12 protein-coding genes are annotated in these 13992 nt (G+C 40.7%); 6 read left to right on the forward strand and 6 right to left on the reverse strand.

Annotated features, from left to right (window positions below; genetic code table 11):
* Positions 1-386: 386 nt before the first annotated feature.
* Positions 387-2501 carry an LOG family protein gene (locus tag BN3769_RS08955; protein WP_068469731.1) on the forward strand — a complete coding sequence of 705 codons (2115 nt, stop codon included), beginning with the start codon at positions 387-389 and terminating at the stop codon, positions 2499-2501.
* A gap of 10 nt (positions 2502-2511) precedes the next feature.
* Positions 2512-2640 (forward strand): hypothetical protein, encoded by a 129-nt coding sequence (locus tag BN3769_RS15140; RefSeq protein ID WP_255354190.1) that lies wholly within the window; start codon positions 2512-2514, stop codon positions 2638-2640.
* Between the two features lie 100 nt (positions 2641-2740).
* On the opposite strand, the gene BN3769_RS08960 is transcribed toward BN3769_RS15140, so the two are convergent.
* From BN3769_RS08960 to BN3769_RS14755, 3 genes are all read right to left on the reverse strand, one after another.
* On the reverse strand, positions 2741-3670 hold the full coding sequence (locus tag BN3769_RS08960; RefSeq protein ID WP_068469733.1) for a hypothetical protein: 930 nt from the start codon (positions 3668-3670) through the stop codon (positions 2741-2743).
* A 4-nt stretch (positions 3671-3674) separates the two neighbouring features.
* On the reverse strand, positions 3675-4781 hold the full coding sequence (locus BN3769_RS08965) for a DUF1207 domain-containing protein (RefSeq protein WP_079989493.1): 1107 nt from the start codon (positions 4779-4781) through the stop codon (positions 3675-3677).
* A 203-nt stretch (positions 4782-4984) separates the two neighbouring features.
* Positions 4985-5191, reverse strand: coding sequence for a hypothetical protein (locus tag BN3769_RS14755; protein ID WP_154017870.1), 207 nt, complete (start codon positions 5189-5191; stop codon positions 4985-4987).
* 423 nt (positions 5192-5614) lie between these two features.
* On the opposite strand from BN3769_RS14755, the gene BN3769_RS08970 reads away from it, so the two are divergent.
* The gene (locus BN3769_RS08970) at positions 5615-6511 is read left to right on the forward strand and encodes a M48 family metallopeptidase (RefSeq protein ID WP_068469734.1); all 897 of its coding nucleotides are present in this window, start codon (positions 5615-5617) and stop codon (positions 6509-6511) included.
* Positions 6512-6634: 123 nt separating this feature from the next.
* Here the strand turns inward: BN3769_RS08970 and BN3769_RS08975 are convergent, their stop codons facing one another.
* Together BN3769_RS08975 and BN3769_RS08980 are read right to left on the reverse strand one after the other, a co-directional pair.
* On the reverse strand, positions 6635-7090 hold the full coding sequence (locus BN3769_RS08975) for an NUDIX hydrolase (protein ID WP_068469736.1): 456 nt from the start codon (positions 7088-7090) through the stop codon (positions 6635-6637).
* Positions 7091-7417: 327 nt separating this feature from the next.
* Positions 7418-8152 carry a hypothetical protein gene (locus BN3769_RS08980; RefSeq protein ID WP_068469738.1) on the reverse strand — a complete coding sequence of 245 codons (735 nt, stop codon included), beginning with the start codon at positions 8150-8152 and terminating at the stop codon, positions 7418-7420.
* Between the two features lie 747 nt (positions 8153-8899).
* Here BN3769_RS08980 and BN3769_RS08985 point away from each other — a divergent pair.
* The gene (locus tag BN3769_RS08985; protein ID WP_068469740.1) at positions 8900-10393 is read left to right on the forward strand and encodes a cyclin family protein; all 1494 of its coding nucleotides are present in this window, start codon (positions 8900-8902) and stop codon (positions 10391-10393) included.
* 194 nt (positions 10394-10587) lie between these two features.
* Positions 10588-12165 (forward strand): hypothetical protein, encoded by a 1578-nt coding sequence (locus tag BN3769_RS08990; protein WP_068469742.1) that lies wholly within the window; start codon positions 10588-10590, stop codon positions 12163-12165.
* 4 nt (positions 12166-12169) lie between these two features.
* Here the strand turns inward: BN3769_RS08990 and BN3769_RS08995 are convergent, their stop codons facing one another.
* Positions 12170-12715, reverse strand: coding sequence for a histidine phosphatase family protein (locus BN3769_RS08995; RefSeq protein ID WP_068469744.1), 546 nt, complete (start codon positions 12713-12715; stop codon positions 12170-12172).
* Positions 12716-13258: 543 nt separating this feature from the next.
* Here BN3769_RS08995 and BN3769_RS09000 point away from each other — a divergent pair.
* Positions 13259-13867: a LysE family translocator gene (locus BN3769_RS09000; RefSeq protein ID WP_068469745.1), complete on the forward strand. Its 609-nt coding sequence runs from the start codon at positions 13259-13261 to the stop codon at positions 13865-13867.
* Positions 13868-13992: the final 125 nt, after the last annotated feature.

Raw genomic sequence — 13992 nt, forward strand, 5'->3', positions numbered from 1 at the left:
ACATCGACTGCATCCAATTAAAAATTAAAGAATTTTAGTAGGCGAGTTAAGGAAGGATTAGGCTGCGCCTCTTTTAATTATGGATTTCCATTTTTTATAAAAAGATTAAGCACCTGAGCGTGGAGTTTTTCTGCTCTTTGGAATGCGTCAAAGCCTCGAAAATGAACAAATGGCAGAGCGGTCAATATAAAAAAATAGGCACTGCCTTGCCATTTGTTCAGCTGCAAGAGCTTTCACGTTAGTCAAAAGGGCAAAAAAACTCCACACGCAGGTTAATAGAGAAGCAATTACAAAGTAGATGAAAAACAAGAGATCTTGTATTTTGATTTTTGCTCTCTGCTTGCTACTGCCTTCGAATTTGCTCTTAAAAGGATAAATGCAAAGCCATGGAAAACTATTTAGATTTTAGCCAATACGATTTAGCCACACCTGATGGTTCAATTACGAACTTAACGCATATTAATGAAACAACGGCAGAGGCAATTGTTTTTATTCCCAATATTTCGCCTCGCTTTGTCGGATTTAATATTGAACCTCAATCGATTTATTTTAACATTAAGAGCACCCTTGCCCAGCTGGGATTAGATGGAGTCGGAATCGCTTTTGAGCTCGACTTAAAAAATCAATGCGCGCAGGTTCAAGTTCAGCTGCATGCCATAGGGCCAATAGCGGTAGAAATGTTGAAGCTTTTGCAGGTTGGGTCTTCGATCGGGAAGCTATTTGCTGCTGACGAACGCCGCCGCGTTCGCGATCCTGACTATCTTGCCCGTATGTTTGGTCGTTCGGATCGCTGGGGGCAGCCTTTGCTGTCATTAGGCGGATTGCATGGCAGTAACGACCTTATTTTAGATAAAGTGGACGGCCGCACAGTCGCCTATCTGACTTTGCAGAATGGACGTGTCATCTACGATTCCTCCATCTACGGCTTCCTTCCCACCTTATCCAAAGCGTTGGTTACGGGATCAAAAATGAGGGACATCCTTCGTTTACATCAAGAATGGAAGCCGCTAATGACGCGAAATGTAAACGAAAATGAAATCCTTCTCGTCCGCACCCTTCCCTTGCATATTAGGACAGTTTTTGCGCGCGTTGTAGATAACCTCCTTTCGCCAGGCTATCACCATACGTCTGCTTCAATTTTGCAGCCTGATACGTATGCATCCGGGGATATTTATGAGCTATTTGGGAATAGTAAAAGAGAAATCACCGATATTCCTTTAGAGTTCTATACGCTTGAGCCTTATCGTGAGCACGTCTTCTTTTCCGACCGCGATCAGCTGCAAACCTGTTTAGAAGACAGCAAAACATTGTTCGAAGCCTTTGCGACCGCTCCCCTTCCCCTTGAGAACCGGGCGGCTGTTTTTATTGTGAAAGGACAGCAGCTTAAATCTCTTAAATCGGAAGATTGGATTAGCCGCGAGACCCGCCTTCATGAATTTCCCGGCCCCTTTCATGGGACCAGGCAGGCCTTGATGGTTGAGCGTTATATCGAGCAACAGCCCTCTTATCCATTTTTAAAAAGCATTGATAGCGGAGGAATCACTAGCCAAGGCATTTTATTAACCCGCTATTTTCCTTCCCCTTTGATGAAGCGTATGCTTTTGAGCGATCAAGTCCAGCGCTGTCTGAAGGGCATTTACTTTCAATATCCTTCCTTGTCTGGACTGAATTTTTTCTCTGCGGAAGATCGGGCATTGCTTCATGACTTGGAAAAATTTGCCATCCCCGTTTTTTGGGTCGACGAGATAAGCGGGCAAATCTTGCAATACATTCAAAAACCGGATCGCGATTCCGGCCTTTTTGTGCCCCTTAATAAAGTAGACATGTTTCTAAAATCAACTGTCTTTGGCATTTATGGATCCAATCTAGTTGCCGGAGATTTTGGCCAGGAACTGCAGAAGCTCCTTCAGGGAATTTTAGATATGCGGGCCGAAATGAACCATCCCCTCCTTAGCAAAAATACACCTCTTGCCCTAGTGACAGGCGGGGGGCCGGGAGCGATGGAAGTGGGCAACCGCATTGCCAAGGAGCTCAATATTTTATCGTGCGCGAATATAGTCGATTTCCGGCAAAAAGATGCCTCGGTCGTCAACGAACAGCTGCAAAATCCCTATATAGAAGCCAAAATGACCTACCGTTTAGATAAACTGGTAGAAAGGCAAGCGGAATTCAACCTGGACTTTCCCATTTTTCTAATGGGAGGCGTTGGAACAGACTTTGAGTATTGCCTAGAAGAAGTCAGGCGCAAAGTCGGCTCTGTCAATGCCACACCCATTATTTTATTTGGAGAAGCCGAGTATTGGCACAAAAAAATTACAAATCGATTCGAATGCAATTTGCACAGCGGAACAATCAAGGGATCAGAATGGCTGAGCAATTGTTTCTATTGCATTCAAAAAGCGGAACAGGGCTTAAAGGTCTATCGAGACTATTTTTCAGGCGCCTTGCAAATCGGCAAAAATGGCCCCATTTATGAAGAAGGGTTTGTCGCAGTGACTTAGCAAGTAAATTGTGGCAAAGTTGCTCGGGTCCTTGCTAGATAGGCGTTGGTTCTTATTTATTCTTGGAATGGCTTACAGCCAGACTTTTGAAGAAAGCTGCCAAAAAGCCCCTCTCTATGCCGGCTGCTTAAAAAGATAAACCAGAACCCAAAAGAATATACAAAAGCCAGTTAAGCTTTTTCGCGACGATTTTCCCCTCTAAGGGATGCATTAAAACCGCTAATCATTTTTTACAGGATTTAACGTTCTGCCTGCTCCTTTTCTGCTTGTTCGGCATTGAAAAGCGCAACTTTCAGAAATGGAGCCACTTGATCGACCGGCACTTTTTCATCCAAATTAGAGGACTTGGTTAGCAAAATAGATAAATAGTCAAGCCCTGCTACGTCTTGATTGGCAATTTTTTCAATATTGCGCCAATAATTGCGCCTATAGTTAGGATATTTTTTTAAAAAGCTTAGGATTTGGCTAATGGTTGGACTGATTTCATTGATAAGAGAGCCTTCTTTATAATAATTTTTCCACCCTTGAAAAGCTTGGCGGACGATAAGAGGCAAAGTGGAATCCGGCAATGTCTGCAAGTCTTTTAGGTTTTTATATTCCTCTTTTTGAATGAGCTGAACATAGGCTTCCGGAGCTTTTTTCCAGTTTTTAGGCTGCCATTCCTCCACTTGCTGTAAAAACTCCTCAAATTCCCCAGGAGCAATCGAGCGCGGAATGAAATTAGGGACCAATAAACGCTTCCAGGTATGATAGAGAAAAAGAAGATCCGGAGGAGCCGAGACAAGGTCTTCCGTAGAACTCAAGTTCAACGTCTCCTTTGTTGATAAAAACCCTGGCAAATAACCTGTTTTATTAGAAACATTGGAACGCAAAAAAGAAGGGAATTGCCATAAAAAGACAGAGAAATCCCGATTGCTGACGTCAAGAAAAGGCTCTACCTTTTTTTCCTTTTGAACAACTCCTTGATACCATCCCGTCATCCCCCAAATAATTGCAATCACAGCAGTGGCTAAGAAAATCCATAGCCAAATCGGAAAACCCGCTGCCGGAGACGGGCTTTCCTGAATAAAATCCTTCTCCGATAAAGGCGGCGGAGAAGAGGGTTGGGAAGGAGAGCTTTTGCTCTCCAATGTATCTTTATCAAAAGGGCCTGGCTCGTCTGGGTTCATATCATTAATATCCGTAAGAGCCTCTTACACTAAAATAATGGGTAGGATGCTTGCAAAATTGACCATCTAAAGAGTAGCCATCATGGTACTCAATAAAGAGTCGGAATTTATGCCGGTTTCCCGATACCTTTCCCCATTCATAGCCCAATACATAGGTATTGTTGATATGCCGTTTGAAATGCGACTGATAGTAAAAATTCATGCCAAAAAAAGGTTCGCCATAGAGGCGGTTGCAATAGTCGCGATAGCCTAGCTGAGGCAGGCGCAGTTCCAATCCAGCCTGAAGATAAATTTCCCCGACTCTAAAAGAATCGTCCTGGCAGGCAACCCAACCGATTCCTCCATAGAGGCGAATTTCTCTGGTGAATTGATTGGATACAAAAAAATCAAACGCTTCAATACTTGGATTGCGGCGGTCAAAGTGGGGATGGTTTAATAAAAACTCATCTCCAATATGCGTAGAAATATGATAACCCCTTAAACGGAAAGCCCAATTTTCAAAGGCATATGTCAATGGAAAACCGACATAATAGTCTGCATCAACAAGGGGGGATGAATCATGAAGCGGATCAAAGATAGCCCATACGCCGCCTTCAAGATCTAATTGAAGATCCCCGTGCCAGCACCACACATCCACCCATCGGAAGATGGGAAATGTATCCCAAAAAGAGACATCAATGACATTCTTCTCGATTACACGGTCATTGAAACGCCAGCCAACAGAATAAGTCGCCTGCCTAGGATCGGCAAGGAGCGGACGGAATAAAGGAGGTCCTTCCGGAAACCATATCCCCCATAAATGATGAGAACGGGCAAACTCGCAATCTGTCTCGGGATCTGCTTCACACCATTCATTTTCATTATAAATTTCAGGATGGACCTGTCTATAAAGATCAAAATCTCGTTCTAGCTGTTGGTCTACTACAGACGTTTCGCTTGCACAGGGATCGCATTCATTGATTTTTTCACAACTATTTTCGCAACAATAGGAAGAATTGCCTTGGTTTAATTCCCCATATACATTGTCATAACCATAATCGGGCTCATCTGCCTGGAGTGCGGTCCCATTCAACCCCAATAAAAAAATCCAAAGATATCTCGCATAGCGCATAGTATTTCTCTCGTAAATGCGGTTAATGGCAAGAGTCTTTTCGACTCTAGTTTTTTTTATATAAAAGAATTAACGGATAGCAAAATGATGAGATATCTGCAAGAAACAACTCATAATGCAGGCTATAAATTTTAATTTTTACTTTGATAAGTCAAGCGGAAGGATGGATAGGCCTTGCCTATCGAGCAAGGCCCTCAGGATTTTTAATGAGAACGAGTGGGAACGGGACAATCACAAGGCTTGCCTTGGCCGCAACCGCAATGGCAAGGAGCCACACACCCGCATCCACAAGGACAAGACGAGCCGGATCGATAGGCAGGCCTTTGAGAATAACCTTCATATCCATAAGGATCGGCCATTAATGATGATGAGCTCAGTAAACAGGCTATAAGAAAAAAGTAACCTTTCATCGTACCCTCCTTCTATTGTTAGAGTAATTCTTTCACTTGTTCAATTATTTTATTTATAACCTTTCCTTTCTTTCAGATCAATCTTGCCAATGAAAATCCCCTTTTTGCTTGCCGTTTTAAAACCCATAGTTACTTCTGCTTGAGGTGATTTTCTCCCTATAAGGCAATAGGGAGATCACAATATTGGATGGATATTGCCCGCTATTTCCTATGGCTTCCTAGGAGAAAACTCGGATCTCGGTCGTTAGCAATTGCAGGATGCCTTGTAGGGAATATCTTTCGCTTCACAATCCCCTATCCTTTTCTCTTTTCTGGCAATTTTCGTCTTCCATATTAAACAAATAGAGATTTGTTGAAGAAGATCTATCCGAAATTTGCCTGGTTTGATATATCCAATTTCAAATAAGACGGAAGGAGGCTTTCATGGGGCTATTTGACGACTCTGGTAACGAGCCAAGAAGAAGAGGCGGCGGAGGGATTTTCCTAGCCTTGATCATCGCTGCGGTGGGCTTTTTAATGTATATGACCCAAACGGAACAAAATCCGATTACTGGAGAAAAGCAGCATATTTCTTTGACTCCCGAGCAGGAAATCAAATTGGGCTTGCAATCCGCCCCCGAAATGGCCGCCCAAATGGGAGGAGAAATTCCCGCCAGCGACCCGCGCACCCAAGAGGTTCGAAAGATCGGCCAGGAAATTTTAGGCAAAAGCATTGCCCATAAAGGACCCTGGAGATTCCAATTTCACTTATTAGCCGATCCTAAAACAATTAATGCTTTTGCTTTGCCTGGAGGACAAGTGTTTATTACGCTTGGACTTTTCAACCGCTTGCAGACGGAGGGACAATTGGCCGGGGTTCTCTCCCATGAAATGGGCCATGTCATAGAAAGGCATGCGGCCCAGCAAATGGCTAAAGGGCAGCTAGGGCAAATTCTTGTGATGGCAACGGGTGTAGGGGCAAGTGATAGCCAGCATCCTGGGCGAGGATATCAAGCAGCCATGATCGCTAATGTAGTCAATCAAATGACGCAATTGCGTTATGGCCGAAAAGATGAATTGGAAGCCGATCAATGGGGACTTCAGCTCATGACAGAAGCGGGATATAATCCGGAAGCCATGATACAAGTCATGGAAATTTTGGAAAAAGCTGTCCCAGGTGGACATACGCCTGAAATGTTACTGACCCATCCTTATCCCGAGCATCGCATTGAAGCCATTAAAGCTTACTTAGAAAAACACCCGGCAAGTAAGAATCTTAAGGAAGGGGCGAGCCTTAAACCTCTCACCACTCAGTCTTCTTCCTTTTCGTCGGATTCATAAGGCAAGAGAAAAAATGGATTATCTTCTCAACTGGCATGCCCTATCTTGCTTCTAGCTCAAAGTTGGAAATAAGCCAAATTAGGGCTACGCTCTTCCATTCACGAGAAAATCATTAAGGCCTTCTTAGGAAGGCTTGTCTTTTAAAAATTTTTGATAAAAGGCTAAGGTATCCTTTTCCCCTGCCATTAAGGGCATCTTTAAAGCCTCTTCTACTGTGACCCATTTGAACTCATCATGCTCGCGTAGCTCTAAGACAATAGACGGCTGCTGCGAGAAGGAATAATGGAACATATGGTACACAAAATCGATTTGCTGCCGGATATAAAGCGTGATAATTTCTTCCAAGCCCTCTTTTCTCAATACCACTCCTATTTCCTCAAAAGCCTCTCTAATAATCGCGGAAACAGAATCTTCTCCCTGCTCAAGCTTTCCGGCAGGCACTCCCCATGTATGCCCCTGGGATTTAGCGGGATGGCGCCGCAATAGAAGAATGTTGTCTTGATAAGTGCAATAGCAACTAGCGACCTCTACGCGAGGCTTAAAATCAGAAGGAGGAGTTAAAAAAATAAGGCATTCCATGAAAAAGAAGATGAATGGTTATGTTCACCTTATCATCATAGCGCAAATGATCCCCTTCCTCAAAACTAAATCTTTTCAAATCGACCGTCGGTTAACGACCTGAATGTTGAGTTTTTCCCTTTCAATTGCATCAAAGCTCTCGCAGATGAAAAAGGACGGGAGCTTTCCACGTTAATCCCAAGGGTAAAAAGAACCCCAAAATTCAAGTTAATAAAAGTTCCAAAACATAAAGGCTTTGCCAAATCCCTTTCAGGATCGACAAAGCCTAGAAACTTCAACGGTTTAGCTTAAGGAATAGCTATATCTGAAAATTTGTCCTATATCTTATCAATGATGATGATGGCTGCTGCTTTGATTAACAAATTCTCTATCAATGCCACGAGCGATATAAGCCCCGATATGCATCATTTGCGCACGAGACTGGTCAAATAATTGAATAGATGCTGTATAGTTTCCTAAAATAGAGAAAGCAATTTGGAAAGCTTCTGTTTGAGTATGTTGATCAAAAAGTGAGCGTAATACAGCATCAGAGAAAACAGAAGGATCCAAGCTGCTGATCAAATCGGCAATCGCATCGCCTTGAGCTTGCCATTGAGTTAAAATAGCCTGTGCTTGAGCTGTATTTCCAGCCACTAAAGCCACTGTAAAGGCTTCCTCTAAAACAACATACTCAGCTAAATCGATAGCTAATTGTGTGAAGAGTTGAGGATTATTGGGGAAAAATTGAGCGATAAAATTAGAAATGTCCAAAGCATTCTGTGTCAAGCGGGCATTGAGGGCATCAATAGCCGCAGTAGGCGCTCCATTGATAATGGCGCTCGCAACAGCGCGTGCATAAATAGCTTCTTGTTCAAACAGTTCAACCAGCGTTTCGCCAATAATGGCTTGAGGATTCACAGGAAATTCTACAGGCGCGTCGGGATTGACGACGATATCGGGAAAAACTTCGTTTAGATCAAAAGGAACGATTGGATCGATCGGTTGCGCTTGAAGAGAAGGAGTCGCAACGGCAGCAAATGCAAGCAAAAATGCGCTCAAGTTCTTTTTAATGGATAATTGCATAGGGAGTCTCCTTAAAGTTAGGATTTTTTAATTCAAAGTCAGACAACACAAAAATTTAATCATTCAGGACCTTTCTAAAGGCCTTAATGAAATCGTTTCTTTAGCTAGACGATATACCCTCAAAAACTGCTAATCTTGCCTATAAGCATTCCCAGGCCAATTGTATAGCGCGTGTTGTGATCGTTTCTTTTCCCCTCAGATGGATACTCATCTAAAATATTTTTTTATTCTTAAAGTATTGAATTAAAAAAATCAAGCTCAATTATCAATATAAAATTTTAAATTGAGAGCTGTTAAGATCTAATGCGTTAGCCAATCTAAAAGAATTTCTTAAAACTCAAATTTGAATGGCATACATAAGAAAAAGGCCTGCTAGATTAAACAAGTCACGCGAGTGACGCAGCTTAAGGCGGTTTCAGATGATGTTAACTCTCTTCTTTTCCAGAACCAATCTTAGCGTTAATATCCCCTCTCAGAAACCAGTATCAATTCGATTGATTATCTAAAAACCCGAGTTTGGTGTTAAATCAATCCGATCGAATTTTATTTAAAAATAAAAAACAGCAAAAAAAACCAGTTTATTATTCACATTAAAACACAACCAATAAAAACAATTAATTAAAAAAATAAATAAATTTATAGCAGTAAAAATCAAAACAATTAATTAACAAAACCATTTCTTAATAAAAAATTAACATTAATTTGATAATATCACATCAATTTAAACAAATATTTACTATAAATTTAATGAACATTAATTGTATTCATACTACTTTTTTATATCCTTGGCATTCTTTCGAATTTAAGCATGAGGATAGAGATGGAACAACAACAAAGACCCATCTATTGGCCTTATCCGAATTTTTTTTAAGCGGGTTATTTTATAATTTTTTAACAAGAGAACCCATTAAGTTTAAGATAAGTTCTGAACCCGAAGTTTATATAACGTCTTTGCACGATTTAAAAAATTTACTAACTGAAGAGGCTGCGTTTATATCTTTTCTTTATCCGGAAGAAAGTCAAGAATGGGTAGAAAGATGCTTGGAGGAGATTGGACGGGGAACCCCAATCGATACGCTTTTAGAAAGAGAAATTGTTTTGCCATTTAAACCATTTGAAAGCAGTTGCCAACCCAGTGAAGGCGTTATTTCAACCCATAAATCTTTTTGTTTAAAAAGTAGTCCGTATTTAGATAGTCCGAGCAAACCGTATAGTTGTGGCCAGACCCCTGAGACTATTTCTTATATGAATGTCAGCCCAATAAAATTGCCGCCTTTCTTAAGCGTTGGTTTAAGCACTTATCTAGAGGAGGAAGAACGGGAATTAGAAAGCCCTAAACCATCACAAAGGCATTTACATGCTGCCATACAAGGTAATGAAACGGTTGAAAAATGCGTCCACGATTTAACTGATTCAGAAAGGATTTGCATGCTTCCAGATTCCCCCATTAGCTTTGAGCAGAAAATGCAGCTACTTAAGCCTTTCTTTAGAACAGGAAATGATTACATATCCTCTAAAGAAAATTGTTATACATTTTTTAAAAATAAAATTTTTGAAGAAAGGGCTAATCTAGAACGGATGGATCATGAATTTTCTTTGTCCCCCAATAAGAGAACGGCTACTTGCGATCAATACGATGATCCAGCTATTTATGAAAAGCTAGTCGAGACTTATGTTAACCGTTTTACGAGGATGCAAGGTCTAGATCTTTATCTAACAGAAGACCAAGATTTGAATTTGCAGGCAGGAGTCCATCTTCATCTACCGGAAGGCCCGCTTTCTTTGGCGCTAGGGATAGATCTTCTAGAGCAAGGCATTTCGCTGCCCTTGCAAAACGAGCTAAATCGCCACACATTGGCTCCTATTATTCCCTCACTTCAAATTGCGGCTCTGATAATAGTTATCAAAATGTCAGATGATTTTAACATTCTTAATAAACACTTTCTCTCTTATCTCCCTCCTTCTTCTTATAGTTTAAAAGAGATAAATAACATGGAGCTTGCCTTTTTAAAAGGAATAGATTGGAAATTATCTTTGTCGAAAGCCACGATCAATTCGTTAAGGAATGGAATAAGAGAAAAAGAAAATAAAGAGGAAAAGCAGAGAAGGGATCCCGCTACTGATTCCCTTCATTCTAAAAGGAAAGAGCGAACAGAGATAGATAAAATGAAGATAGGGGATAAGGAAGAGTGTTCTGAAAAAGCATTCTTTCCTTCAGCTCAAAATTGTGCTTTGCAATAAATGGATTAACGAGCGTCTCCTTTAATGCCTATCAAATTATTTATAGCTAGAATTTAATGAAAAAGCTACATAACTAGGCGTGTTGCCAATTAGACAATGACTCACTATGCGAATGCTAGAGAGAAAACAGCTTCGGATGAAGGTCTTTAGCGGTTTTTAATATACCCCTAAGCAAAAAAAGTTATGTCATTCTTATGAATGAAGCAAATTCTTTAATCGCTTCTTTAAAAGAAGCGATTCATGCGCAAAATAGGCGCGAGCTTGAAGAGCTTTTGCAAAGTCCTGACTATTCAAGCTTGCCAGCGCAAGGGCTGGATGAAATCTTATATGAGATTTCCCCTGTTCTTTATGAAACAAACCTCCTCCATCAATTTTTAAGGCATTCTTCATTCGATCGGATTTCTTCCCGCACTCTTGGCAATTTGACATTGATTGCATTAGTCCTTAATGATTTGAATGCTATCCAGCCCCTCTTCTATCATGCCCAATTTGAAAATATATCAGCTGTCCAAGCTGACTTAATTGTAAAAGAAGCCTTAGCTACTCAAGGAAGAGACTTAATTGCACAGTTGCTGCATATTCCGCTTTTTAAGCAAAAGCTGGATCAACAATTAGAAGGCCAGATCAAGTGCGCAATCCGCACGCATGACCGCGAATGGCTAGAAGATTTATTCAAGTATCCTCATTTTACCGAAATTGCGCCTCGTGTTTTTCCTGAATTGATTAAATGGGCCTTTAGACGCCGAGATAAAAAATTTATCCATTTATCCATCCGCTCTATTCGCTTTACTCCACAACTAGAAGAGGTTCTACTGCAAAGTTTATTCGAATCTTTTTTAGATGATCGAGCCCGCAGAAAAGAAGACATCGAAAGATATGTAGTCGAACAAATCTACAAGCATCCCGACTATATAAACTTATCGCCGACTATGCTGGCATGGCTCCTGGAAAAAGCTGTTTCCTTATCACTGCCAAAGCTCTTTCAGCAGCTTGTCCATCATCCGCATTATCATCAACTCTCTACGGATAGCCTTACAACCGCGCTTGCTCAAACTTTCCCTATCCATTCCACGCCTATGCTAAAAATATTAATTCATCATCCCGTCTTTGGCCATTTATCAGGGCCGCAAGTAGGTTTAATTCTAGAGGAAGCTGTTGCAGCCGATGATTGGGAAACCGCCCAGCTTCTTTTGCATCATCCCCACTTTGATCAAATCCCTGATGATTTCTTCAAACGCATCGCCCTCTCCAAAATTCGCACTCATGACCAAACGTTAAGGCTTTTGCTCGCTAATGAGCCTGCTTTTAAAGGAAAATTTGGCCATGTGATCTATGAATCTATTCGCCGAAATGAAAGCGATTTGCTCGATCAGCTGCTCCTTGATCCCTTTTTAAAAGAAGAGGTCATCCATCAGCTCATTAATTATGCAAAGACGGATCAAATTTTTGTAAGCACGTATATCATTCGGGATGTCCTGCGAGAAGTCTTTCTGACAAGAGATCCCTATCTCACAAAAAAAATCATTGCACAACCTCTTTTCCATGCACGAATTGAAGAACTTATGCAGCAAGCCATTGATTATGATGATGAGGAACTGATTGAAAGCCTAATTTTGAATCCTTTTTTAAATAAGCCTTTTAAAGCTTTTATGGATTTAGCAAGCCCAGAAGACAAAAAACGACTTTACGATCTTTTTACCACTCAAGCGACCTTTAACCAAAAACCTGCCGAGCTAATTCAGGAAATACATTCCTGGCAGATACCTGATTAATCTTTTACTTTTTTGCTGAAAGACATGTCGCCTTCCATCCCTCTAAAGGGTTTGCATCAAAATGAACAGGAATACAATTGCCAATTTTTTTTTCATGCTGAATAGATAAATGGTGGCATAAAGCCCAATGAATTCCTCCATGGGCCACAATTAGAACAGGCCCTGGATAGCTTAACGCTTCATTGATGCCTTGAATTGTTCTTCGAAAGAAATATTCTACATCAGAACAATAGCTAGCTGGGATAAGCATGCCCTCTCCAGCAGTCATTCTCATCCAAACATCTCCCGAGCACTCTCTTAAATTCTCAATAATAATCGTTGGACAAGCAAGTCGTTCAGCAAGAATAGCTTTTGTCTCTTGAGCCCGCTTAAGAGGACTCACGCAAATAGTCTTAATAGGCAGCTTCTCAATAATTAATTGAATGCTTTTGGCTTGCTGGATTCCTCTCTCATTTAAAGAGACATCTTCTTCACTCGTTAAGATCTGGCGAAGATTAAAATCCGTCTCGCCATGCCGTACAAAATAAAAACTTTTCTCATGAACTTTCATCGCTCTATCCAGGATTTGGATCAACTGTCCTTTTCTGCTATTATTCATTAAATATGAATGAATTAAATCATTAATAATACTTTCTCATTCAATTTTCACGAAAGCGATAAATGTAATTATTTTAAAAAACAACTTAAGTAGACCTTACAAAACAAATAAAACTTTCGAAGGTTATTTATGAAGCTTTGCCTCTTATCTATTTTAACAAGAATTTCGCGAATTCTTTTTTATCTCCTAGTTCAGAAAACGAAGATATCTCTAAACAGCTGGTTTCATTAAAACATTACTTCCGTTAAACTTAGGCTATCTTGCGAATGGAATAGGCCGCTCAAAAGATTTTCCGGCATTCTTTGACTCGCAGATTGCTTAATTAGACATTGTCCAAAGGATAAGTCTGATTAATGAAAATAAATTTATAGGTAAAAGTTAAGATAGACATCTCCTGTTAGGGCGTGTCCCTAGGCTATAGCTTTTCATTTTATTAACAGGAAGATGAGAAATCGCTCTAGAAATCTCTAAAGCTGGTTTTTGAAAGAGGGACCTATGCTATTTAATTTACTAGCCGAAGGAACCTTGATTGGTTTTTTGATAGCTATGCCAGTGGGGCCAATTGGCATGCTATGCATCCGCAACTCTCTTTCCTGGGGAATGCGTTATGGCTTTGCAACGGGAATGGGCGCTGCCCTAGCCGATGCTTTATATGGCGCCCTTGCAGGATTTGGAATAGCAACGTTAACGCCTTTAATTATGGATTACCAATTCTGGTTTCAGCTAAGCGGAGGAGTTTTCTTATGCTATTTGGGCTGGAATACCTTGCGGATCAATCGCATTAAAGAGCAGCATGGGTTCAAGAAAAGCAGCTTAAGGCGTGTTTTTTTAACGACTTTTTTCCTTACCCTCACCAATCCTTTGACAATCCTCTGCTTTGCCGGAGTGTATGCTGGGCTAGGGGTAGGCTTAAATGAAAGCGGCCTAGATACAGCCTTTACACTTACAATAGGCGTATTTATCGGATCTGCCATTTGGTGGCTGCTCTTGAGCAGTACAACAGCTCTGCTAAGAAAAAAGCTCAATTCCTCTGTCTCTAAATGGATCAATCGAGTCTCCGGCACCATTTTAATAGGTTTTGGGCTAGCGGCTTTTTTGATTTAAATATCTATCGATTGTAGACAGTCTATCAGCACTTCTTTTATTTTATATAGATGCAATCTTAAAATGATTAATTTGCTAAAATTGTAAATTTTAGCAAGAGAGTCTTGTTTTCGATTTCACAAATT

The sequence above is a fragment of the Candidatus Protochlamydia phocaeensis genome, assembly GCF_001545115.1.
Classification (GTDB): Bacteria; Chlamydiota; Chlamydiia; order Chlamydiales; family Parachlamydiaceae; genus Protochlamydia_A; species Protochlamydia_A phocaeensis.

Coding starts and splice junctions, on each gene's coding strand:
- BN3769_RS08985 (WP_068469740.1), top strand. CDS start 8,900: ATGAACATTAATTGTATTCATACTACTTTTTTATATCCTTGGCATTCT.
- BN3769_RS14755 (WP_154017870.1), bottom strand. CDS start 5,191: ATGAAAGGTTACTTTTTTCTTATAGCCTGTTTACTGAGCTCATCATCA.
- BN3769_RS08980 (WP_068469738.1), bottom strand. CDS start 8,152: ATGCAATTATCCATTAAAAAGAACTTGAGCGCATTTTTGCTTGCATTT.
- BN3769_RS08990 (WP_068469742.1), top strand. CDS start 10,588: ATGAATGAAGCAAATTCTTTAATCGCTTCTTTAAAAGAAGCGATTCAT.
- BN3769_RS08970 (WP_068469734.1), top strand. CDS start 5,615: ATGGGGCTATTTGACGACTCTGGTAACGAGCCAAGAAGAAGAGGCGGC.
- BN3769_RS08955 (WP_068469731.1), top strand. CDS start 387: ATGGAAAACTATTTAGATTTTAGCCAATACGATTTAGCCACACCTGAT.
- BN3769_RS08975 (WP_068469736.1), bottom strand. CDS start 7,090: ATGGAATGCCTTATTTTTTTAACTCCTCCTTCTGATTTTAAGCCTCGC.
- BN3769_RS09000 (WP_068469745.1), top strand. CDS start 13,259: ATGCTATTTAATTTACTAGCCGAAGGAACCTTGATTGGTTTTTTGATA.
- BN3769_RS08995 (WP_068469744.1), bottom strand. CDS start 12,715: ATGAAAGTTCATGAGAAAAGTTTTTATTTTGTACGGCATGGCGAGACG.
- BN3769_RS08965 (WP_079989493.1), bottom strand. CDS start 4,781: ATGCGCTATGCGAGATATCTTTGGATTTTTTTATTGGGGTTGAATGGG.
- BN3769_RS08960 (WP_068469733.1), bottom strand. CDS start 3,670: ATGAACCCAGACGAGCCAGGCCCTTTTGATAAAGATACATTGGAGAGC.